Here is a 24,226-nt window from a genome sequence, read left to right on the forward strand (position 1 = left end):
ACCCTCAGGTCACAACGGAATTGGGGAACCAGTGAAGCGAGCGCTCATAACTGGCATCACCGGTCAGGACGGCTCTTATCTCGCCGAGTTGTTGCTCAGCAAGGGATATGAGGTTCACGGGTTGATCCGTCGAGCCTCGACTTTCAACACGCAGCGAATCGACCACCTCTACGTCGATCAGCACGAGGCCAACGCTCGGCTGTTCCTGCACTACGGTGACCTCACCGACGGTACCCGTTTGGTCACATTGCTCAACACCATCGACCCTGACGAGGTGTATAACCTTGCAGCACAGTCGCATGTGCGAGTGAGCTTCGACGAACCGGTGCATACCGGCGATACCACCGGGATGGGCTCGATACGCCTGTTGGAAGCTGTTCGGCTTTCGGGCGTTCAGTGCCGCTTCTACCAAGCGTCCTCGTCGGAGATGTTCGGGGCGTCCCCGCCACCCCAGAGCGAGCAGACGCCGTTCTATCCGCGTTCCCCATATGGCGCGGCGAAAGTTTACTCGTATTGGATGACGCGCAACTACCGGGAAGCCTACGGATTGTTCGCCGTCAACGGCATCTTGTTCAATCACGAATCACCAAGGCGCGGTGAGACATTCGTGACGCGTAAGATCACGCGCGCAGTGGCGCGCATCAAAGCGGGCGTGCAGTCAGACCTCTACATGGGCAATCTCGACGCCATCCGGGACTGGGGATATGCACCCGAATACGTCGAGGGGATGTGGCGAATGCTGCAGGCTCCCGATCCCGACGACTACGTGCTCGCAACGGGACGCGGTTATTCCGTCCGCGAATTCGCGCAGACGGCGTTCGATCGCGCCGGGCTGGACTGGCACAAGTACCTTAAGTTCGACGAGCGGTACCTACGACCCACAGAGGTGGACACGTTGGTAGGTGACGCCACCAAGGCCGCTCAATCACTGGGCTGGAAGGCATCCGTACATACGGCAGAACTCGCGCGAATCATGGTGGACGCAGACATCGCCGCATTGGAGTGCGAAGGTAGGCCATGGAGAGACACTCCGACTCTTTCCGGGTGGAGCTGAAAACGGATGGCCTTCGAGGTCGGAACTCTTGACCGGGGTTCGCGCGTGTACATCGCCGGGCACCGCGGGTTGGTCGGCTCGGCCCTCATGCGGAAGTTCGAAGCGGAGGGGTTCGTCCATTTATTGGCGCGGACACACGATGAGCTCGATCTGGCAAACCGGGCCGCAACCTTCGACTTCGTCATGGAGGCAAAGCCGGAGATCATCATCGTCGCTGCAGCCCGTGTCGGCGGCATCATGGCGAACAATACGTACCCAGCCGACTTTCTCTCCGAAAACCTGCAAATTCAGGTCAACCTGCTCGACGCCGCGGTCGCCGCGCGTGTACCGCGGCTGCTGTTCCTCGGTTCCTCGTGCATCTATCCCAAACACGCGCGGCAGCCAATTCACGAGAGCGCATTGATGACCGGCCCTCTCGAGGCCACCAATGACGCCTACGCCATCGCGAAGATAGCGGGGATTCTTCAGGTTCAAGCGGTCAGGCGTCAGCACGGGTTGGCGTGGATCTCTGCCATGCCGACCAACCTCTACGGCCCGAACGACAACTTCTCCGCAACGGGCTCACATCTCCTGCCGGCGTTGATCCGCAGGTATGAAGAGGCGAAGGTCACCGGCGCAACCGAGGTGACCAATTGGGGGACGGGCAGTCCTCGACGCGAATTGCTGCACGTCGACGATCTGGCGAGTGCCTGCCTGTATCTTCTCGAGCACTTCGACGGGTCCGATCACGTCAACGTGGGCACCGGCGTCGACCACACCATCTCGGAGATCGCGGAGATGGTGGCCCAGGCGGTGGGTTACGACGGCCAGACGCACTGGGATCACACGAAACCCGATGGGACACCCCGTAAGCTCTTGGACGTTTCAGCGCTGAGCGATGCGGGGTGGAAAGCCGGCATCTCGCTACGAGCCGGCATCGAGACCACCGTCGCATGGTATCGAGACAATGTTGATGCGGTGAGGAGATGATCGGGCATCTGCTTGGACACGATCGGATCCGGACCTAGTCGATCTGACCGGTCAACCCGAAGTCGGCCAAGGTCAACGCAACCATCTCGCGCAGAGCGTCCCGGGTGTTGGCTGCGCCGGGTTGGTAGGCGATGACGCTGATACCGAACTTGCCGCCGATGCGCCAGCCCTGCAATCGCATCAGCCCGCCAGTTTCTTCGAGCCACTGTCGCGTGAGGTGTTGCCCCACTGCTCGCGCTGTGGCGTATTCCGCATCGGTGCCGTCGAGGCGACGGATGATGGTGCCCACGTCCCCGAGATTCGAACAGAATATCGGCGAACCGGTGTCGCCTACCACCATCACACTGGACAGCCGTCTCAACGCCCGTTTCGGTGCGAACTGGGTCAACCAGAGGTGCGGCGGAGCGTCCGACGTCTCGGTCAGATTGCTCAACTCTTGCTTGATGGTGGCGCGCACCGAGCTCAGGTCCGTGGTGACCTGCGTCGGGTCGACGGTCACTCGTGCGACGGTCATCGCGTTTCCCCGCGTGTCACCCTCCGTCCGAGTGCTCACCGGCAGTTGAAGGGTGATCGCGCCGTCATCGCCGCGGCGTCCGATGCGCTCACCGAGTTTCGCAGTGAACCCGGCGAACAATGCCTTACTGGTCCCATTCAGGGCTGCTGCCCGCGCATCCCAGTGCTCGAGGCCGACGTGGATGGTGACCGCCGGCACGATGACGAGATCACCGCTGGCACCGGCGTCAGGACTGGCGGCCGGTGGCGATGCCGGTGAGCGGACGATTTCCTCTCGGTGACGGCGAGCCAGTCGTGCCGCCGCGGCAAGTTCACGTCGGTGCTGACGAGCAAGCCTGGTTACTGTTCGAAGCGCTCGGGTCGCCTCGGGTATGTCCTGTGCCACCTTTCGCGCATCGTGTGCGGCCGCGCGCAACGGAGTTCGTGAACGCGGCGGGGGGAGGCCGAGATCACGGGTCTCACCCATGAGCGCATCGATCAGAGCGACGATGAGGCCGAGGCCGTCTATGAGGTAGTGCGAAACCACCAGAGTCACGGCGGTCGCGCCGTCCTCGAGTGGTAGGACACCGAGATGCCAACCGGGACCAGCTTCTGGATCGATCGGCAGTTGTGAGCGCTCATCGGCCCAGTCGCTGACTTCAGCCCGTGGACGAGCATGCTCGGCGACTTCGATCCCCGGCTGTTCCGCGTTTGACACCCAGCGGTGCCTGGCGAACGGTAGCGGTGAACGTTCGATGCGCCGTGCGAGTAATCCCCGTCCGAGATAGTGATGAAAGCGTTGTAAACCGTCGAAATTCAGAGCGTGTTCATAGACCCAGACAACCTGTAAGACCTGGTCTTGATTCGTTGCGCGCTGTCCCGTGAAAAAAGCGTGGTCCAGCAGCGCGAGCCGGTTGTCCGGCTGCGGCTGATCGCTGCGCCGGCGGCGCCTCGACCGTGCGCGAACGGGGCGACCTTCTACTGCCATGAATCAGCCTTGACGCCGGGATTCGGCGAGCGCGCGACCTGCGGTGCGGCAAACGCCCAACTGAGAGGAGCGATGCAACGTCGCGCAGCGCCAACCGGTAGCGTGTCGCGCGTGATCACCGTTCGAGGGTAGCTGATCCCGTTGCCGCACTACGGCTGGTGATGTGCGTCTTACAGCGCTTGCTTGCCGGATCGGCGGAGATTTCGCATCGTGGTGCCACCGAAGCGCCGTCAATGTCGCAAATGTCCAAGTCCTTGGTGTCGATTCGAGTTTCGTTCGGAAATGAGTGTCGAAGGCTGTACTGGGGGCGGTTCCGAAGGTGCTCGCATTGATCTCGTGATACCACGCCAACTTGGCCGGCAAGATCAACGGCGCGCCCAAGTGTCATCGTGCAGATGTCCGGTTCGCAGATGGCGAAGAGGGGTGCCGCCGACTGGCCTGTCGAGACGGTAGCAAATTGCTGCGCCACCACCGGGCTCCTGTATATTCTGCCGCCATGAGCGACCGGCGACGCACCAGCGGGAAGACCGCCGTGGAATCGGCTTGTCACCGTGGAGCGCACGTGGACGAACTCGTAGCCGCAACAGACGCAGGGCAGCGAGCGTGACCGGCGACCCGGCCGGGAATCCGCAAAGTCAGAGCGCAGCACGCCCCGTCATCGTGTTCGTCTTGGGCATGCCCAGGTCGGGAACATCGGCGATCACACGGGTTCTTTCGCTCTGCGGATGCGAGCTTCCCACCGGGATGATGGGCGCCATGCCGGAAAACCCACTCGGCCATTGGGAGCCGCGCGCAGCCCTCCATCTCAACGACAAGATTCTGCGCCGCAACGGTAGTGGATGGTATGACCCCACATTGCGCCTGCAAGAAGACGGCGTGTTAGACGCCGAAGAGCGTGCGGCTTGCGTCGGGGACATCCGCGAATTTCTCTCCACACTGCCGTCCGCGCCGCTCATCGTCCTCAAAGATCCAAAGATCACCGTTTTGGTCGATATCTGGTTCGAAGCGGCGCGAACCGCCGGGTTTGAGGCTGTGAGTGTGATCGCGCTGCGCCCGCCGGAGGAGGTCGTTGCGTCGATTACCGCACCGGGCGGGGTTTCCTCCGAACTCGCCAAGACGCTTTGGCTGAAGTACACCTTGCTCGCTGAAAGAAAAACACGCGGCCTCCCCCGCGTTTTTCTGGAGTATGCCAACCTTCTGGACGACTGGCGCCGCGAGGTGGCGCGGGTGTCAGAGGCGCTCGAGATCGATCTCAGCGAACAGGACGAAGCGGAGATTGGGAACTTTCTACGGCCCAGCCTTCACCGACAGCGACACATCGGCCCAGTGGAGGAACCGTTCGGAACCGATTGGTTCTCGGTGGTTTACGAGACGTTACGCGGTGCGGCGCGTGACGAACCCCTGCAGCTGGATGAGCTCGATCGCGTCTACGAGGAGTACCGGACGAGTGAGTGCGGCTTCCGGAAATCATTCGAGGATTTCGATCGTTTACAGAAGCTGAACCGCTTCATGCGCCCGTCGCTCACGAAACTGATGTACGAGATTCGCGCCTTGGCCAATCGGCGTAGCGGAAGTTGGGCTTAGCTAGTTCGTCAGCGGACGAGTGCAGGATAGGCTAATTTCAGAGAGCGTCATCAACAGCAACTGGATAGAAAGTCATCAACAGCAACTAGATAGAAAGTTGGAAGGGACACCGCGCGTGAGGCTTTTGGACCGCTTACTATTTCACCCGATCGTCTGGAAGCTCGGCTATAAGACTCAGAAGCGTGACTACCGCAGTCTGACTCGGCGGTTCGACGGCGATGACGTTTTTTTCTTGAATTACGGCTACGAAGAAGACCCTCCGATGGCAATCACCTTAGACGGTTCCGACGAACCCCATCGGTATCCGATTCAGCTCTACCATCGAACCGCCACGCAGGCGGGAGACTTGAGGGGCAAGGACGTGCTGGAGGTGGGGTGTGGTCATGGCGGCGGCGCCTCATATCTTTCCCGTACTCTTGAGCCCGCCCGATACGTGGCACTGGACTTGAACCCGAACGGAATCGAGTTCTGTCGCCGGCAACACCGTACGCCGGGGTTGGAATTCGTCGAGGGTGACGCACAGGATTTACCGTTCCCTCATGAGTCTTTTGACGCCGTTGTCAACGTCGAATCATCGATCCATTATCCAGAATTTCGACTGTTTCTCAACGAGGTGAAGCGAGTCCTACGGCCGGGTGGTCACTTCCTTTACACCGACGGCCGCTTCTCACCCCATATTCCGGACTGGGAGGCGGCGCTGGCGGACGCCCCGATGCGAATGTTTTCGCACCGAGACATCACCACGGATGTCTTGCGTGGGATGGATCAGAATTCGCGGCGCTGGGAAGAGTTGCTTCAACACCACAACTCAAAGCTTCTGAGCGCGACTTGTCAATTCGTGCAAGGCTCAAAGGTCTACCGGGCGATGCAAGACGGCGAATTCTCCTATCGCATGTACTGTTTCATCGCTTAGGCGCGCAGTCGTCAGCGGTCAGGGTGCGAAGGACGACGCTTGTCATTGCTGGCAGCAAGAGTTCGGTGAGCGCAGTACGGTGATCCGCGGGTTCCTGCCCCCGTCAACAGCGGTCCTGTTAATCTCGCTTGGCCGGGTGGGGCGTTGCGCAAAGATCCGATGTCTGATTGAAGCGGTTAGGGGAGATGAATGGGACTGATTCGGCAGATCGCCAGCGGTCTAGCGGGGGTTATCTACCGACCCAGCGACGCGATCGCCGAGGAATATCACAGGTGGTACTACGGCACATTGGTCTGGAATACGACTAGCTGGATGGGCATTCCATGTCAGAAGTCGGTCAGCGACATGTGGAACTACCAGGAAATTCTCTGGGATTTGCGTCCGTCTCTGGTGGTGGAGTTCGGTACATTTCGAGGCGGTTCAGCCTTGTTTTACGCCACCGTTCTGCGCCAGACGAAAAGGCCGTTCGCTGTTTTGTCGGTAGACATCACCCATCAAAATGTGCTGCCTGAAGTGCAGGACGATCCGGACGTGATCTTATTCGAATCGTCATCGGCCGAACCGCAAGTGGCTGAGAAGATCACTCAATTGCGCAGCGAGTATCCCGGCCCGGTCTTCGCCATCCTTGATAGCGACCACAGCTGTGACCATGTGCTAGCCGAAATGAAACTGTTGCGCCCCTTGTTGAAGACCGGTGATTACATGGTGGTCGAGGATTCGAACATCAACGGCCACCCGATCTTGCCCGGCATGGGTCCAGGGCCGTTCGAGGCTATCGAAGCCTATGAGGCGTTATTCCCGGACGATTACACCCATGATCGTGAGCGAGAAATGAAATTCGGGTTTTCCTTCGCAACAAACGGATTCCTCATCCGAAACTAGCTAACGCTTCGGGGAGTCGGTATCGCTTTCGACGTCGTGTTCGTGCGCCACATCGCGGGCGCTGTAGTTGATGAAAAGGACCGCCACACCAACGAATAGCACCATCACCGCCAACCACAGCATGCCGTAGGTGATGCCCTGGTCAAACGCGTTCAGTTGCTCGACGTTCATGGTGGTGACGGGTCCCTGGGTGCCACCCAGAGCCAATGTGCGCGTGGTAATCGCGACATGGACGACGGCGAGCACCAGGGGACCGCCGAGGTTTTGCAGCATGAGTGCAATCGCAGATGTCGGGCCGATCTGGTCCAACCCCACACTTGCGATCAGCGCCAGCCTGAGTGGGACGTTCGCCAGGCCGATTCCCAGGGCCGCGACGACCAGCGGCACTACTAGATCCGGGAAGTACGGGGCTTCGCGGGTGAGCGTCGAACCATAGAGCATGGCGGCCAGCATCAGCGAGCCACCGGCGGTCATCACCACCCGCGGCGAGAACAATCTGACCAATCTCGACGACGCGGCTGCGCCGACGGCTACGGCGATGGCGAACGGGACGAATCCAATACTCGCGCGCAGCGCGCTATAGCCCATGACGTCTTGGACGTAGAGGGCGATGAGCACCATGAGAGTGAACATGACCCCGCCGCCGAGAAATACGGCCGCGAATATGGCCAGTCGATTTCGGTCGCGGAACAACTGGAAGGGCACGATCGGGTTTTGGGCAGTGCGCTCGACCAAAATAAATGCCACCAGTCCCGCGACGACTATCACGGCCGAACCGATCGCCGCGACGGATAGCCAGCCGTCCTCGGGAACGATTGAGAAGCCGAACACCGCAGCGGTGCAAACCATGGTGGCCAGCAAGGCGCCCGCGGTGTCGAGCTTCATCTTTTCCTTATGGGTCTCCTCCAGCGCGGTGCGCGCCAGGAACAGCACGAGGAGCCCGAAAGGCACGTTCAACAGGAACGCAAGCCGCCACGACACATCGGTGAGCGCACCGCCCAAGACCAGCCCTGCCACAGAGCCGATGCCCATCAAAGCGGCAAACACCGCCATTGCTGAGTTGCGCCACGGTCCCTTCGGAAAGGTTGTCGCCACTAGCGCGACCGAGGTCGGCGCTACGACCGCCGCGGCTGCACCTTGCATCAACCGCGCGGCGACGAGGATGGCCCCGTCCCAGGCGATCCCGCACAGTGCTGAGGACACCGTGAAGAGAGCGACGCCGGCGATGAAGGCACGTTTGCGTCCGAACGCATCACCGAGGCGACCGCCGAGCAGCATGAGTCCGCCGAAGGCCAGCACATACGCGGTGATCACCCAGCTTCGCCCGGCGCTCGACAACCCCAAGTCGTTTTGGATCCTGGGAAGGGCGATGATCGCAATGGTGCTGTCCATCATCGACAGGAGCTGCATGCTACCGATCGCGGTAACCGCGGCGACGAACCAGCGAGGAGGAAGTCGTTTCACAGAATCCTTCTTCGAAGGGCGCGGCAGGTTCGGATCGTCGGATAGCGGAATTGCAGGACTGGCGTGTGCTGTCACCCCGTAATCGAGTGGAGGCGTCCGCTCTCGACCGTCTGGAGGCACACCATCGCGGATACCCTACAGCAATCATCTGAAAGCGTTGTCGCAAACAGATTAGACAGGCGTACCTATGCTCCGCTGCGGCCTGCTTTCTTACGGTCGGCAACCGCCCTCAGCGCGTGCACGGCCAAGCAATTCAAGGCGTTGGGCTCTGCTGGGTGCGCAGTCGAGCAACGAACTCACGCATCGACGGCCAATTGCCATTTCCGGCATTGGCCCGATGTCAGCGCGTGTGAAAAATTCCGAACTCACGCGCAATCGGCGGTGATGAAATCCAGGTGAGTCAAACTCGGAACCGGCGCCGGGACCCAGGTATCCAGAGATGTTTGCTGGCCGGGGGACACCGCGAGAGCGGGCGTCTACACTCATCGAGCGAATGCTGGCAAGCGAGATAGGGGCGGTTTTGACGGTGACCGATCGCGACCTGCGGTCTCTTTACCTGGACCTGATGCGACGCAACCTCACCCGGTACGGGATGCATGAGCGGATGCCCGAGAAGTGGCCATTGCGTAGGCGGCTTCTCTTCAAGGGCGCGAACGCCGTCATCAACCGAGCCAGCCCGTTCAAGAGCAAGCGAGATCTGGGCTTGGACTGGCCGGCGGCCGCTGAAACGATGATCGGCATGCAAAGGCTCACGAGCCTGCAGGAATGTGTCGAGACAGTCCTTGCTGAGGACATCCCGGGCGACCTCGTCGAGTGCGGGGTGTGGCGGGGTGGGGCCTGCATTCTGATGCGGGCGGTTCTCGCCGCCTACGGGGATGAGACGAGGCGAGTGTGGGTTGCCGACTCGTTCCAGGGGTTGCCGCGGCCAGACACCGAGAACTACAAGGCGGACAAAGGGCTCAGACTGGACCTCTTTTCCGGCATCTTGGGGGTTTCCGAAGCGGAAGTCAGGTCCAATTTCGAGCGCTACGGTCTGCTTGATGAACAGGTCTGCTTCTTGCCCGGTTGGTTCAAGGACACACTCCACGATGCCCCGATCGAGCAGATCGCGGTGTTGCGACTCGACGGCGATCTCTACGAATCGACCATTCAGGGGCTCGACGCCCTGTACCCGAGATTGTCACCGGGCGGATATTGCATTATCGATGACTACGCGATCCCGGCGTGTCGCCAGGCAGTCGCGGATTATCGCGCAAAACACGAGATAACTGCCCCCATCGTCGATATAGACGGGACAGGCGCCCTGTGGCGCAAGTAATGCCGAAGGTCGTTTCGTTCCGATGAAATTCGTGCTGGCTTTCTACGGCAGTCGCGGCGATGTCGAGCCATGCATTGCAGTCGGTCGTGAGCTACTGCGGCGCGGCCACGAGGTGCGGGCGGCCGTCTCACCCAACTTGGTCGACTTCACCGAGTCCGCGGGACTGCAGGCAGTCGCGTTCGGACCCGATTCGCGCGCTTGGCAGGACCTTCACCGCGACTTCATGACGCAGCTCTTCACGAAGTTCTGGAGGGTGCGCGACGTGATCGAGCTGGGGCGGGCGGATTGGGCTTTGTTCGGCCAATTCTGGAAGGAAGCCAACGCAACGCTCACGTCTCTGGCCGACGGGGCCGACCTGCTGCTCGCGGACGCAGGTTTCGATCGTCCCGTCGCCAATGTCGCGGAGTCCCGGGGCATCCCGTTGGCAACGTTGCACACATCGCCGCTCCGAGCCCACAGCGAGTTGGTTCCGAAGTCGTCGCCGCTCATCCGCGCCGCGACAGCGACGGCCAAGTGGTCGACTGGCTGGTTGGAGAAGAGATTTTCCGACGCTCAACGTCGTGAACTGGGGCTGCCGCGGACCCCGAAGGACTCGTCGGCTGACCGCGGGTCGCTGGAGATCCAAGCCTACGACGGGGCCTGCTTTCCCGGCCTCACAGACCAGTGGGCGCAGACGGATGGTCAACGACCTCTCGTTGGCGCGATGAGCATTCAGATGTCGACGGAAGCCGATGAGGAGGTCGCCGCCTGGATCGCGGCAGGGACACCGCCCGTCTTCTTCGGCTTCGGCAGTATGCCGGTGAAATCTCCGGCCGAGACGCTACGCATGATCACCGCGGCGTGCTCGGAGTTGGGCGAGCGAGCGCTGGTCTGCTCCGCGGGGACCGACTTCGAAGGCGTACCGCACGACGGTCCTGTGAAAGTGGTCGAGGAAATCAATTTCGCGAAGATCTTTCCGGCCTGCCGCGCTGTCGTGCACCACGGCGGCACCGGCACCACTGCCGCCGGCCTGCGCGCCGGGGTCCCCACTCTGATTCTTTCGACATGGCTCGATCAGATTTTGTGGGGAGCTCAGGTCAAGCGACTGAAGGTGGGCACCTCCCGCAGCCTGGCGAACACCACCCAGGAAACCTTGGTCGCCGACCTACGCACGATCCTGACTGAGGACTGTGTGGCTCGGGCTCGCGAGCTGGCCCCTCGCATGACCAAACCCGTCGAAAGCGCCGCAAACGCAGCAGACCACGTTGAGAGCTTCGCCCGCCTGGGGGGCGTCGGCTGATAGGAGAGGCATGATCAATCGTGCACCGGGGAGTCCTTTGCGAATCGGGATTCTGGGTGCAGCCCGGATCGCACCGCTGGGACTGATCAATCCGGCGCGGGCAAACGCCGAGGCGGTGGTAGCAGCGGTAGCGTCACGCGATCCGTCTGATGCGAAAGTCTTTGCTACCAAGCATGACATCGCCCGGGTGCACGGCAGCTACGAATCACTGCTGGCGGATCCAGACGTCGAGGCTGTTTATATTCCGTTGCCAAACGGTCTGCATGGCAAGTGGATTCGCGCAGCCCTCAATGCAGGAAAGCACGTGTTGTGCGAGAAGCCGCTTACCGCCAACGCGGCCGAAGCCAGGGAGATCGCCGAACTGGCGGCGCGATCGGACCGGGTGGTGATGGAGGCGTTCCATTACCGCTACCACCCTTTGACGCTGCGAATCGAGGAGATCATTGCCTCCGGGGAACTTGGCAAGCTGCAGCACGTGGAGTCCGCCTTCTGCTTCCCGCTGCCGAAGTTTTCCGACATCCGCTACAACTTTTCCCTCGCCGGCGGTGCCACGATGGACGTCGGATGTTATGCGGTCAACATGGTTCGCACATTCGGGGGATCGACGCCCGAAGTAGTCTCGGCACGGGCGAAGCTGCGCGATTCTCGGGTGGACCGAGCTATGACGGCACAACTGCGCTTCGCAAGCGGGCATACAGGCCGCATCCGCTGTTCGATGTGGTCGACACAGTTGTTTCGGTTGAGCGTCACGGTAGTTGGTGAGCGAGGCGACGTACGGCTGCGTGTGCGTAATCCGATGGCGCCTTTCCGTCGGCTCTCAATTCGATCGGCCGAGGGCAACCGAGTCGAGCGCTTCCCTCGACGCTCGTCCTATGAATACCAACTGGATGCCTTCATCGCCGCGGTGCTGCGCGGCGAACCGATGGCGACAACGCCGAATGACGCGGTTGAGAACATGACCGTCATCGACGAGATCTATCGCGCTGCCGGATTGCCGATCCGCAAGCCGGTAGAAGGTTGACCTGCTGGGCCGTCCGCGTGTCGATCAGGACGCGAAGTGCACCTGGTTGACGTGGGCGGCCACCCTCAAGGCGTTTGCGGCGACGGTGAGGCTTGGGTTCAATCCGGCGCTCGACGGGAAGAACGAGCTGTCGACCACATAGAGGTTACTGACCTCGTGTGCACGGTTGTTGGGGTCGAGCACGCTGGCACTCGGATCCGTACCGAAGCGGCACGTGCCGCACACGTGCCCCACGGCCTCGTTGTCCTCAGCGCCCCGTAGCGTGATCTTTCGGAATGGTTCGAAGACCTCTTTCAACTGCCTCAAGAACACTGCGCGGCGCTCGATTTCACTGGCGTGCAGACGATATCGGATACGTAGCCGCTGCCGACCGTCCGAAGTGGGTGTATCGCTCGGCAGCACGCGGTTGTCCAGATAGGGCAGGTCCTCCATGAGCGGCGCCAACACCAGACCGCCGTTGAAGAACCGCTCGTAGACGGGGCGTGCCACGGGACGCAGCAGCCGAAGCGATCTGGCACGCCACCCGGGTCGATTGGTCAGCAATTCCATGGGGGGCATCGCCCCGAATGACTGCACGGTGCCGTACTTCTGCCCCTCCCAGAAGTAGAAGTCATTCAGACCGATCTCTTTGTTGGGCGCGGTGATCTTGCCGCCGGAACCGGGCCAGATCTCGATCAAGTCGATGAGATGGCGCATCAGATTGCGCCCCACCCAGTCCGAGCCGTTGGCCAGTCCGCCCGGCCAATCGCCAGACTTGGAGTTGAACAGCAGCACCGGCGTGACCAGCGCACCGGCGGCCAGTACGACCACTTTTCCCTTCAGGGCGAGCGTGCCGCTGCGATCCTCGCAGATCACTTGTCGGACCTGCGCTCGGTCGGCGTCTAGTCGCACCACCCGACACTCGGACAGCAGGCCGGCACCGTATCGGGTGACCGCGGGCAACACGCAGTTACCGCCGGCGTCGTTCTTACACGACTGTCCACAGAGGTAGCTGTGACACGACGCGCATCCGTCGATGTAATCGCAGGCCATAGGCAGGTGGTAGGGATGAAGCCCGAGCCCGGAGAGATAGTCGACCAACGGTTGGTTGTCCGCTGAAAATGGTGGCGCCACAGGCAGATTGACGTCAACCGCTTCGGGTCGCAGGGGATCGGGCTGGCCGCGGACCCCCAGCAGCCTCTCGGCCGCCGCATACCAAGGCCGCATCTGGTCGTAAGTGATCGGCCAGGCCTCCGGGACGGTCGAATCACCGGGGTTCCGGAAATCCTGTCGCGGGATGAAATCGCGAGCGAACAACCGTTCGGCAACCATGCCGTAGATGGCCGACGAACCCCCCGTTCCGCTGCCGAGGTACGGCACGAACCGCCGCGTGAAGCGCCCGCTGATGTCCTCTATCTCGTCGGTTGAGCGCCCCGCGCGGGCCAAGGCGTCGTAGTAGGAACCCGCGGAGCGGCCGGCCTGCGGCTCTGCCAACTCCGGCAAGGTGGAGCGGATCGTGCCGGGCGTTCCAGGCAGTGTCGAACGTCCCTTCTCAACGAAGAGCACCCTGCGCCCGGACTGGGCGAGCGAGTAGCCCAGCGTCCCGCCGCCCATGCCGGCGCCCACGACGATCACGTCCCACGTGACGCGTTCTGCTTCGCGTCCGCTCAGCTGGCCATTAGCCAAGGTCGAGCTCCTCGGTGTGTGATCGTCCGATGCCGTACCCGGATTGCGAATCACGAAAGTACCATTCACACCAAGGCAGAGGCACGTGACCAGCATCGCGCCGCACCTCCACTGCACGAGCGGCAACCACGTCCTCGACGTTTGCTGCAGCTGGAAGGCACGACCAACGAACGGCGGAAACCCGGCCGCTCATCGCCTCCGCCGACGCAGAGACGATACTTACCGACACAACGCGGCCGGAGGGCACGGGGAGTGAGAGGCTGACAATCGCGATGAAATTTGTGCTGGCCACCTATGGAACTCGTGGCGACATCGAGCCGTCGGTGGCCATTGGGCGTGAATTACAGCGCCGTGGGCACGGTGTGGTGATGGCGGTGCCCCCCGATCTGGTCGGCTTCGCCGAGTCGGCCGGACTTGCCGCGGTTCCTTACGGCATGGAGACCGAGGCCTGGCTGGAGGCGTATCGCAAGTTCTGGATGTCGGTGTTTCGCAATGTGTGGAAAGTCCGGGAGCTGCGTAGGTTGTGGCCCGAACTGTGGGAGCCCCTCAGCAAGTGCTGGCAGCACATGAACACGACGTTGACGTCGCTGGCCAATGGAGCAGACCTGCTGTTCACCGGTCTGAGTTTCGAGCAACCGGCTGCCAACGTGGCTGAACACTTCGACATCCCCTTGGTCACGCTGCATTACCTGCCGGTGAGGGCGAACAGCCAAGTGCTGCCGATCCTGCCCTCGCCGCTGGGCCGGTATGTGATGGCGGCGTACGACTGGCTGGGGTGGCGCATGGACCGCAAACTCGAGGAGGCGCAGCGTCGTCAGTTAGGACTGCCGAAGGCAACAAAGCCGGCCTCCCGTCGGATTGCCGATCGCGGGTCACTGGAAATACAGGCATACGACGAAGTGTGCTTTCCCGGGCTGGCTGCCGAGTGGGCGCGATGGGGCGGCCAACGACCGTTCGTCGGCGCGTTGACGATGGAGTTGTCGACGCACGGCGACGACGACATCGCGCAGTGGGTCGCAGCGGGAAAACCACCGATTTTCTTCGGGTTTGGCAGCATGCCGGTGGAGTCGCCGGCGGATACGCTCGCGATGATCGGTGCGGCCTGTGACGAGTTGGGTGAGCGGGCTTTGGTCGGCGCCGGCTCAAGCGATTTCAGCGACGCCCCTCACTTCGAGCACGTCAAGGTGGTCGGAGCGGCGAACTTCGCCGAGGTCTTTCCGTCCTGTCGCGCAGTCGTGCACCACGGCGGGGCAGGCACCACCGCGATAAGCCTGCGCGCGGGGGTACCCACGTTGATCCTCTCGATGGACGTCAATCAGACGCTTTGGGGGTCCGTGGTGAAACGACTGAAGGTTGGCACCGCGCGGCGCTTTTCAAGCACCACCCAGCAGTCGCTGGTTTCGGATCTGCGCACCATTCTCGCGCCGGACTATGTCGAGCGCGCGCGCCAGCTTGCGCCTCGGCTCACCAAGCCCGCCGCCGCGGTCTCAGCAGCCGCCGATCTGATCGAAGACAAGGCTCGCCGAAAGAACCTCAACTGACGGGTGGCTGGTCGTCGATCCAATCAAGCAGTTCACGCAAACCGTCCTGCAGATCCCACCTCGGGCGCCAGTGGAGCTCGGTTTGCGCTTGCTCTGTGAGGCAACTGGCGGCCCGAACGTCGCCGTCGCGGAACTTCGGCACGACAACCGGTTCGGGTGCGTCGCACATGGCGGCGATCTCGCGAGCAAGCCCATGGATGGTCGTTGCGTTGCCCGAACCGATGTCGAGGCATCGCGCCTCACTGGCAGGTGACTGCACTGCGGCGAACATCGCATCGACCACGTCGTCGATATAAACGAAATCGCGCAGGATGCGGCCATCTTCGTAAACTTCCAGTTGTCGTTGTGCGCGAGCCGATTTCGCAAAGAGGGCAACTATCCCGGTGTACGAATTGCTCAGGGACTGGCCTGGTCCGTATACGTTCTGCAACCGCAGTGTGCTGAGTTGGGTGTCGTGGGAGGCCGCCCATGCAGCCAGCATGTGCTCCTGCGCCAGTTTCGTAGCGGCGTAGATGTTGGTGGGCCGAGGCTCTGTGCGACCCGACTGACTCGGAAGTGGCTCCGCCGGTTCGTCATTCGGGCCCTTCGGATCCCAGGCACCCGCGACGAGCTGTGCGTGGCTGCGGGGTCGCGGATAGAAGACTTCTGCGCCGCATCGCCATGCGCCCTCGCCGTATACGGCTCGTGAGGACGCCAGGACCAACTGCTCGGGTACGTGCGCCTTGCGGCTCAAGGCGTCGAGGAGTCCGGCGGTGCCGACCACATTGACGGAGCCGTGGCGCGCCGCGTGGGACAGGGACTGCGCTGTGCCCGTTTCGGCCGCCAAATGGATGACCTGGGACGGCCGAAACAACTTCAAAACGGCGTCGTAATCGGGGGCATGGGTGACATCTCCGGTGAACAGTCGTACATCCGGGGGTATGTCGATCTCGCCATCGCCGTGTACCTGGGGGTGCAGCACATCCATCACAGCGACTTCGTAGCCCGCGCCTACAAGTCGACGGGCGAGCGCGCTTCCGATGAAACCCGCCCCGCCCGTGATGAGAACCGACGTTGACACGTGCCAAGCCTCCGATCCTTCGGGCAAGTAGGTGGCCGGCGCCCGCCGTCCGAGCCCGGTCCGGATCGATCGTAAGCGGAGCATCCCGCTCGCGAGAGCAAAGCGGCGCCACCAGCAACGTTCGTCGTCGTGTCCGATGCGGGGGATTCCAGAAGTGGCCCAAGACTTCTGAACGTGTATTCTCCTCGTTCTGGATGGTGTGGGAGGCTTCACATACGTCCCTGCGGTGTGTCGTGGGACTTTCGGAGCCGGGAGGATTGTCGTGTGAATCGGATCAGGGCCGTGCGGGCGGCGCTCCGCGGACGGGCGAAACCCGTCTATCTGGAGATCGGCGTGAAGACGGGGTCTGCGTTCCGGCGCATCGAAGCCGACGAGAAGATCGCCGTCGATCCGGCGTTCCGGCTCTCGGATCGCTCGCGCAGGCGTGCAGACGCAAAGGGGAGGGTCACTCACTACTTCGAAACGACCAGCGATGAGTTCTTCGCCGGCGAAGCGGCATTTCTCGGGCAGCGCGGCATCGACGTCGCCCTGATCGACGGGCTGCACACCTATCAGCAGGTGATTCGCGACGTGGAAAACACTTTGCGCTATCTACGCGACGACGGCGTCATCGTCCTGCATGACTGCAATCCGGCGCTCGCCTCCATCGCCTATCCAGCAGAGTCGTTCGCCGAATTCGCCGCGCAACACCGTTGGTGGAACATCCTGTGGAGCGGAGATGTCTGGAAGGCGATCGTTCACTTCCGTAGCACTCGGGATGATCTACAGGTGGCGGTGCTGAACTGTGACTTCGGTGTCGGTCTCATTCGGAAGGGGTCGCCGGATTCGCGGTTGTCTTATACGGCGGCGGAGGTCGAAGAACTTTCCTACGCGGATCTTGCCGCCGACCGCCAGCGAATGCTGAATCTCAAGCCGCCCCGCTACCTCCGCGAGTTTCTCTCCGTAGACCGCCGTATTGCCCCGAGCTAAACGGATTCGTTGAGGGCAGCTGTGTGCATATCGAAGTGCACTGGCCAGTCGCACAGACCCCAACTGTGTATTCGTCCGACAGGGCGATTGCTCTCAATGGCATCTCTGAATAAGACGCTTCGGCGTCTCGAAACGTCGTCACGTTGTGAGGCGCTATTCGGCTTGCGATCACCCGCCTGTTCGCTTCGCAGTCCGTGACTGAATCGCAACCGCGGTGAAAGTCGATCGCAATAAATCGATTACGAATTCGCGCGGCGTGCCTGTTAAAATCCGCGCCGTGTGAAATTTTTCACGCAAGCATCGGACGCTCTGGCCGAAGGCCGATGGAGTTGGCTCTGGCAACTTCTCAGTTCTCGGAGAGCTCACCGCCAACGCGGTAGCCGAAGCGCACGGCTATCAATCGATCGTCCCAGTTCAAGCGGTTAAAAGCTATATCCGCCCCGAGTTTGCCGGGGAGGGAGATGAAGAGTACTCTAAGGTCTCTCGGGGCATATCCTGGCAGTTTGCCGAAAGCCTTGGTTGTTCAAGTCGGGCTCTAGTATCTTGGGGGCGGTTCAGAGCATGGTGACTACGTGGGTTGGAGAGCTGTGAGCATCAATCCTTTTGACGACGACAATGGCACCTTTTTCGTCTTGGTCAACGATGAGGAGCAACACAGTCTGTGGCCGACCTTTTCCGACGTCCCGCCCGGCTGGCGGGTTGTTTATGGCGAAGCCGACCGAGCGGCCTGCCTCGAATACATCGAACAGAACTGGCCTGACATACGTCCTAAGAGCCTCCGCGAGAGGCTGGCATCGGGACCGAACTCATGACGTTTGGGCCGTCTCGGATCGGGGGAGACGTGGGGGAGTGTGATGAACTACGATGAGCGCCAACTTCCGCTGACGCGGGCGCAGCTGGATATTTGGCTCGCGCAAGAGACCGGTCATTCCGGCACAGAGTGGCAGATTGGTCTTCTCGTTCGGATCGAGGGGGCGGTCGATCACGATGCCCTTGAGTGGGCGATCCGCCGGGTGGTACAAGAGGCCGAGCCCGTCAGGATTTCCTGTTTTGAGGCCGATGGCCGGGTTTTCCAAAGGGCGGTGGACTACCCTGACGTCGAGTTGGCGTACTACGACCTGAGTAGTTCGCGTCACCCCGTTCAGGATGCACAAGAGATGGCGGCTGCGATCCAACGCACGCCGATGCCATTGAGTGGTCCGTTGTTCAAATTCGTGTTATTCCAGACTGGCCTCGATGAGTTTTACCTCTTTGCCTGCCTCCACCACATAGCCGTGGACGGCGCCGCAATCGCGATGATCGGGCAAAGGATCGCAACTGTCTATTCGGCGATCGTTTCGGGAGAGCCAATTCCACCGGCCTTCTTTGGTTCGTTGCGCGAATTGGTCGAGTGTGAGTTGCAGTACGAAGCGTCCACTGACTACCGCGAAGATCGCGCCTATTGGACCGAGAATCTCCCGCCTCAGCCCAGCCGGCAGTCCCGCCCGTCCGATGCTCCCGTCGAGCACGACCCCTACGACTTCTCCGAGCCGGTGCGGCTGGACCCGGTGGTCCTCCGGCGAGTCCACGAGCTGTCACACGTGTGGAACCTTCCGAGGTCGTCGGTACTCACCGCGGCGTGCGCGTTGTTGGCGCGCGGATGGTCAGCCGAAGGCTCGGAGGTCGTACTCGACTTTCCGGTCAGCAGACGTGTTCGGCCGGAGTCGAAAACCCTCCCCGGGATGTTCGCCGGAATCGTGCCGTTGGTGTTGCGCGTCTCGCCGGAGTCGACGGTATCTGACTTCTGCGAGTACGTGGACGCTCGTATCCGGGAGGTGCTGCAGCACCAGAGGTTCCCCGTCCAAGCCCTCGAGCGTAAGGCGCATACCCTCGCTCCCGGTCATCAAGCCGAGCGGGTGGCGGTCGACTTCTTCCCGACGGCTTTCACACTCGATTTCGGTGGCGTCCCGGCATCGGCGTCCATGACGAATGCCGGCATCGTGGGCAGCTTCGGGCTCGTCTTCTCGGGTGTGGGTGACGACCTATTCCTGAACACCTTGGGCGCCGGGCATCCATTCTCTGGACTGGATGTACCCGAGCTGGCGGCACGACTGCAGCAGGTCCTGGTGGCGATGACCGCGGATCCGGCACGCCGGCTCTCGACCATGTCGGTGCTCGACCGCAGGGATCACGCCCGGCTGGATGAGTGGGGCAACCGCGCGGTGCTGACGGAGCCCGCGCCGCCTCGGCTGTCGATTCCGACGGCATTCCAGACACAAGTCTCGGATTCTCCGGAAGCGGTGGCGATCTCCTACGAGGGCCGCTCGCTGACGTACCGGGAACTGGATGAAGGGTCGAATCGGCTGGCGCACCTGCTTGTCGATCTGGGTGCGGCCCCTGGCCGGCGGGTGGCCTTGTTGTTCAACCGTTCCGATGAAGCGATCGTGTCGATGTTCGCGGTCCTCAAGACGGGTGCGGCGTATGTGCCGATCGATCCGGCCCACCCGGATTCGCGAATCGCGTTCATGCTCGATGACGCCGCGCCGATCGCGGCGATCACGACCTCTGCTCTAGCCGAGCGGCTGGCGGGTCACGATCTGTTGGTCATCGACGTCGACGATCCGCGGATCGATACCCGGTCCGCATCGAGCTTGCCCGACACCGTGGTCGCACCCACGCCCGATGACCTCGCTTACGTCATCTACACCTCGGGAACGACGGGTAGGCCGAAGGGTGTGGCGATCACCCATCACAACGTCACGCATCTGATGGGCACCCTGGACGAGGCAGGCTTGCCGCCGGGTCGACAGGTGTGGTCGCAGTGGCACTCCTACAGCTTCGACATCTCGGGCTGGGAGATCTACGGCGCCCTGCTGCGTGGCGGCCAGCTCGCCGTGGTGCCCGAGTGGGTGGCCGGCTCGCCGGAAGACCTGCGGGCGCTGCTGGTTCGCGAGAAGGTCAGCGTGCTGAGCCAAACCCCTTCGGCCGCGGGGATGTTGTCGCCTGAGGGTTTGGATGGCGTGACTCTTCTCGTCGGCGGTGAGGCGTGCTCCGCGGACTTGTTGGAGCGGTGGGCGCCCGGCCGGGTGATGATCAACGAATACGGCCCCACCGAAACGACGATGTGGGTGACGACGAGTGCGCCGCTCACCGCGGGTTCGCACGTCGTGCCCATCGGCTCGCCGTTGCCCGGGTCGGCCTTGTTCGTGCTCGACGGTTGGTTGCGGCCGGTGCCTGCCGGTGTGGTCGGCGAACTGTATGTGGCCGGCCACAGCGTCGGCGTCGGCTACCTGGGCCGGGCGGGCTTGACGGCGTCGCGGTTCATCGCCTGTCCGTTCGGCCGGCCCGGTGCGCGGATGTACCGCACCGGCGATCTGGTGCGTTGGGGTGACGACGGACAACTGCAGTATCTGGGGCGCGCCGACGAGCAGGTCAAGATTCGCGGGCACCGGATCGAGCTAGGCGAGATTCAGGCGGCGCTGGCCGGCCTGGACGGAGTGGACCAGGCGGCCGTGGTCGCGCGTGAGGACCGCCCAGGGGACAAGCGACTCGTCGGCTACATCACCGGAACCGCGGAACCGACCGCAGTGCGAGCGGCACTCGCCGAGCGACTTCCGGCCTACATGGTGCCGGTCGCGATCGTGGTGCTCGATAGCGTGCCGGTGACGGTGAACGGCAAACTCGACAAGCGGGCGCTGCCTGCGCCGGAATATCGGGACGGTGAAGGTTACCGCGCTCCCGCGACGGCCACGGAGGAGATACTGGCCGGCATCTACGCCGAAGTCCTCGGGCTGGAGCGGGTCGGGGTTGACGACTCGTTCTTCGAGCTCGGCGGTGATTCCTTATCGGCGATGCGCGTCGTCACATCGGTGAACAAGGCGTTGAACGCCGGACTTTCGGTGCGCGCGCTGTTCGAGACGCCTGCGATTGCGCAACTCGCCCCCCGAATCGGTCAAGAGGTCCGGCTGCTCGAACCCCTGGCGGCTGCTGAGCGACCGGCTGTGGTTCCGTTGTCGTTCGCGCAGAACCGGTTGTGGTTCGTCGATCAACTTCAGGGACCGTCACCGACCTATAACATGCCCGTCGCGTTGGACTTGCACGGCGCCCTCGATGTGCAGGCGCTGCAGGCCGCGCTGTCTGACGTGGTCGGCCGCCACGAGAGCCTGCGTACCGTCTTTCTGGCAGCCGATGGGGTTCCGCAGCAGGTGGTGCTTCCCGCCGAAAAGGCCGAGCCCGGTTGGGAGATCGTGGACGCCGCAGGGTGGTCGGCGAATAAGTTGCACGAGAGTATCGCTGAGGAAGCCCGTCACACTTTCGACTTGAGCGTCGAAATCCCTTTGAGGGCAACGCTTTTCCGCTTGGCCGAGGATCATCACGTGTTGGTGGGGGTGGTGCACCATATCGCGGCCGACGGCTGGTCGATCGCTCCCCTGATGAGCGACTTGGCCAACGCGTACGAGGCTCGGCGGCAGCATCGGGCTCCGGATTGGGAGCCGTTGGCGGTGCAGTACGTCGATTACACGCTGTGGCAGCGCGCGCAGTTCGGTGATCTCGACGACAGTGCTAGCCGGATCGGGGCCCAGCTGGCGTATTGGCAGGATGCTCTGGCCGATCTGCCCGAGCGGGTGCAGTTGCCGATTGACCGTCCCTATCCTGCGGTGGCCGACTCGCGCGGTGCGCGAGTCGCGGTGGATTGGACGTCCGAACTGCAGCGGCGCGTGAACGCGTTGGCCCGTGAGCACAACGCGACCAGCTTCATGGTGATGCAAGCCGCGCTTGCGGTGCTGCTCTCCAAGGTCACCGCCAGCAGCGATGTGCCGGTGGGCTTCCCGATCGCCGGCCGTGAAGACCCTGCGCTCGACAGCTTGGTGGGTTTCTTCGTCAACACGCTGGTGCTTCGGGTCGACCTGTCCGGTGATCCCACGGTCGGCGATGTGCTGTCCCAGGTGCGTCAGCGCAGCCTGGCCGCATATGAGCATCAGGATGTGCCGTTCGAGGTTCTCGTCGAGCGGTTGAACCCGAACCGTAACTTGGCCCATCACCCGCTCGTGCAGGTCGTCTTGGCGTGGCAGAACTGGCAGGACGCTGATCCGGGCACCGGTTTAGAGCTGGGCGATGTGCAGGTGACGTCGCTACCGGTGGACACGCGCACCGCCCGGATGGATCTGACGTTCTCGCTGGCCGAGCGTTGGGGCGCGACCGGTGAGCCGGCCGGTATCGGTGGGGACGTCGAGTTCCGCACCGATGTCTTCGACGCGGCCACCGTCGAGTTGCTCATCGAGCGGTTGCGGCGGGTGTTGTTTGCGATGACCGCTGACCCTGCGCGACGGTTGTCCTCGATGGATGTGCTGGACGCCGGCGAACATGCCCGCTTGGACAGGTGGGGTAATCGGCCGGCATTGAGCCAACCCACAACGGCCGGGAGGTCGATTCCGCATCTGTTCGCCGCCCAGGTCATGCGCGCCCCGGAGGCGGCGGCGCTGACCTTCGAGGGTCGCTCGGTGACCTACCGCGAGCTGGACGGGGCCGCAAATCGGCTGGCGCACTTGCTGGTCGAGCATGGCGCGGGTCCGGGGCAGTCGGTGGCGGTGTTGCTTCCGCGGTCCGCCGAAGCGGTCATCGCGATCATGGCGGTGTTGAAGACCGGGGCGGCGTACCTGGCGATCGATCCGGCGCATCCGGACGCACGAATCGAGTTTGTGCTCGGTGATGCGGCCCCGGTGGCCGCGATCACCGCCGCGGATCTGCGCACGAGATTGTCCGGACTCGTCTCCACGATGATTGATGTCGCCGATCCGGCGGTGGGAACCTACCCATCCACCGGCCTGCCGATGCCGAAACCGGAGGATATCGCCTACCTCATCTACACATCCGGAACGACGGGTGCGCCCAAGGGGGTGGCGGTCGCTCACCGCAACGTGACCCGGTTACTGGATGCCATCGACGTCGAGCTCGAATTGGGGCAGGCGTGGACGCAGTGTCATTCGTTGGCGTTCGACTTCTCGGTGTGGGAAATCTTCGGTGCGCTGCTACATGGTGGCCGGTTGGTGGTGGTGCCCGATGCAGTGGTGCGCTCGCCGGAAGACCTGCATGCGTTGTTGGTCAGCGAACAGGTCAGCGTGTTGAGTCAGACGCCGTCGGCGTTTTATGCGTTGCAGACCGCTGATGCCTTGTCACCCGAACGCGGGGATCAGCTCAAGCTGCAGACGGTGATCTTTGGTGGGGAGGCGTTGGAGCCGCAGCGGTTGACGTCGTGGTTGGAGCGTCATCCGGGGTTGCCGCGGATGATCAATATGTATGGGATCACCGAGACCACGGTGCATGCTTCGTTCCGTGAGATCGTGGCCGCCGATGTCGATGCTGCGGTGTCCCCGATCGGGGTGCCGTTGGCGCATTTGGGCTTTTTCGTGTTGGACAAGTGGTTGCGTCGGGTGCCCGCCGGTGTGGTCGGGGAGTTGTATGTCGCGGGTGCGGGGTTGGCGTGTGGGTATTTGGGCCGCCCGGATCTGAGTGCGACGCGGTTTGTGGCGTGTCCGTTCGCCGATGCGGGTGCCCCCGGGCAGCGGATGTATCGCACGGGCGACCTGGCGTCGTGGGGTGCTGATGGGCAGCTTCGCTATCTGGGGCGTGCTGATGACCAGGTCAAGATTCGTGGGTATCGCATCGAGTTGGGTGAGATTCAGGTCGCGTTGAACGCCCTCGATGGGGTGGAGCAGGCCGCGGTGATCGCTCGGGAGGATCGCCCCGGTGACAAGCGTCTGGTCGGCTATGTCACCGGCAGTGTCGATCCGGTGGCTGCGCGCACCGCGCTCAGCGAACGGTTGCCCGCCTATATGGTTCCGACCGCGATCGTGCCGCTGGACAAGCTGCCGTTGACGGTCAACGGCAAGCTCGACACCCGCGCCCTGCCGGCACCGGAATACCAAGACATCGACCACTACCGGGCACCGGGCAATCACACCGAAGAAGTCCTGGCCCGCATCTACGCCCAAGTCCTGGGCCTGGACCGCGTCGGCGTCGACGACTCCTTCTTCGAACTCGGCGGCGA

Annotated in this window: 16 protein-coding genes; 12 read left to right on the top strand and 4 right to left on the bottom strand. The window is 62.6% G+C overall.

What is annotated here, in order from left to right; all coding sequences use genetic code 11:
* The first annotated feature begins 31 nt into the window (after positions 1–31).
* Both gmd and A5759_RS07465 read left to right on the top strand, forming a co-directional pair.
* On the top strand, positions 32–1,054 hold the full coding sequence (gene gmd, locus A5759_RS07460) for a GDP-mannose 4,6-dehydratase (RefSeq protein ID WP_068195802.1): 1,023 nt from the start codon (positions 32–34) through the stop codon (positions 1,052–1,054).
* Positions 1,055–1,060: 6 nt separating this feature from the next.
* On the top strand, positions 1,061–2,023 hold the full coding sequence (locus tag A5759_RS07465; protein WP_068195804.1) for a GDP-L-fucose synthase: 963 nt from the start codon (positions 1,061–1,063) through the stop codon (positions 2,021–2,023).
* A gap of 34 nt (positions 2,024–2,057) precedes the next feature.
* On the opposite strand, the gene A5759_RS07470 is transcribed toward A5759_RS07465, so the two are convergent.
* Complete coding sequence (locus tag A5759_RS07470) at positions 2,058–3,503, bottom strand: hypothetical protein (RefSeq protein WP_068195810.1); 1,446 nt, start codon at positions 3,501–3,503, stop codon at positions 2,058–2,060.
* A gap of 675 nt (positions 3,504–4,178) precedes the next feature.
* Between A5759_RS07470 and A5759_RS07475 the strand changes: the two genes are divergently transcribed.
* From A5759_RS07475 to A5759_RS07485, 3 genes are all read left to right on the top strand, one after another.
* The gene (locus A5759_RS07475; RefSeq protein ID WP_197505989.1) at positions 4,179–5,087 is read left to right on the top strand and encodes a sulfotransferase family protein; all 909 of its coding nucleotides are present in this window, start codon (positions 4,179–4,181) and stop codon (positions 5,085–5,087) included.
* Positions 5,088–5,235: 148 nt separating this feature from the next.
* Positions 5,236–6,000 (top strand): phthiotriol/phenolphthiotriol dimycocerosates methyltransferase, encoded by a 765-nt coding sequence (locus A5759_RS07480; RefSeq protein ID WP_197505990.1) that lies wholly within the window; start codon positions 5,236–5,238, stop codon positions 5,998–6,000.
* Positions 6,001–6,189: 189 nt separating this feature from the next.
* A complete protein-coding gene (locus A5759_RS07485; protein WP_068195817.1) occupies positions 6,190–6,882 on the top strand; it encodes a rhamnosyl O-methyltransferase in 693 nt (230 codons plus the stop codon).
* Here the strand turns inward: A5759_RS07485 and A5759_RS07490 are convergent, their stop codons facing one another.
* On the bottom strand, positions 6,883–8,397 hold the full coding sequence (locus tag A5759_RS07490) for an MFS transporter (RefSeq protein WP_231984579.1): 1,515 nt from the start codon (positions 8,395–8,397) through the stop codon (positions 6,883–6,885).
* Positions 8,398–8,839: 442 nt separating this feature from the next.
* Between A5759_RS07490 and A5759_RS07495 the strand changes: the two genes are divergently transcribed.
* From A5759_RS07495 to A5759_RS07505, 3 genes are read left to right on the top strand one after another with little or no spacing between them, the layout of a single operon-like run.
* Positions 8,840–9,664: a TylF/MycF/NovP-related O-methyltransferase gene (locus A5759_RS07495; protein ID WP_369816175.1), complete on the top strand. Its 825-nt coding sequence runs from the start codon at positions 8,840–8,842 to the stop codon at positions 9,662–9,664.
* Between the two features lie 22 nt (positions 9,665–9,686).
* Positions 9,687–10,943, top strand: coding sequence for a glycosyltransferase (locus A5759_RS07500; RefSeq protein ID WP_068195819.1), 1,257 nt, complete (start codon positions 9,687–9,689; stop codon positions 10,941–10,943).
* A 10-nt stretch (positions 10,944–10,953) separates the two neighbouring features.
* Positions 10,954–11,964 (top strand): Gfo/Idh/MocA family protein, encoded by a 1,011-nt coding sequence (locus tag A5759_RS07505; protein ID WP_068195821.1) that lies wholly within the window; start codon positions 10,954–10,956, stop codon positions 11,962–11,964.
* 24 nt (positions 11,965–11,988) lie between these two features.
* Here A5759_RS07505 and A5759_RS07510 read toward each other — a convergent pair whose 3' ends face one another.
* Positions 11,989–13,629, bottom strand: coding sequence for a GMC oxidoreductase (locus tag A5759_RS07510; protein ID WP_068195824.1), 1,641 nt, complete (start codon positions 13,627–13,629; stop codon positions 11,989–11,991).
* A gap of 272 nt (positions 13,630–13,901) precedes the next feature.
* On the opposite strand from A5759_RS07510, the gene A5759_RS07515 reads away from it, so the two are divergent.
* On the top strand, positions 13,902–15,170 hold the full coding sequence (locus A5759_RS07515; protein ID WP_068195826.1) for a glycosyltransferase: 1,269 nt from the start codon (positions 13,902–13,904) through the stop codon (positions 15,168–15,170).
* On the opposite strand, the gene A5759_RS07520 is transcribed toward A5759_RS07515, so the two are convergent.
* Entirely contained in the window at positions 15,163–16,230 is a 1,068-nt protein-coding gene (locus A5759_RS07520; RefSeq protein WP_068195852.1) for an NAD(P)-dependent oxidoreductase, read from the bottom strand. The genes A5759_RS07515 and A5759_RS07520 overlap by 8 nt on opposite strands.
* 282 nt (positions 16,231–16,512) lie before the next feature.
* On the opposite strand from A5759_RS07520, the gene A5759_RS07525 reads away from it, so the two are divergent.
* The 3 genes from A5759_RS07525 to A5759_RS07530 all read left to right on the top strand — a co-directional run.
* Complete coding sequence (locus A5759_RS07525) at positions 16,513–17,199, top strand: class I SAM-dependent methyltransferase (RefSeq protein ID WP_231984576.1); 687 nt, start codon at positions 16,513–16,515, stop codon at positions 17,197–17,199.
* A gap of 587 nt (positions 17,200–17,786) precedes the next feature.
* Entirely contained in the window at positions 17,787–18,011 is a 225-nt protein-coding gene (locus tag A5759_RS25595; RefSeq protein WP_082962037.1) for an MbtH family protein, read from the top strand.
* A gap of 42 nt (positions 18,012–18,053) precedes the next feature.
* The coding region (locus A5759_RS07530; RefSeq protein WP_156616853.1) for a non-ribosomal peptide synthetase at positions 18,054–24,226 on the top strand (6,173 nt) is incomplete at its 3' end.

Source organism: Mycobacterium sp. 852014-52144_SCH5372336, from assembly GCF_001665615.1.
Lineage (GTDB): Bacteria > Actinomycetota > Actinomycetes > Mycobacteriales > Mycobacteriaceae > Mycobacterium > Mycobacterium neumannii_A.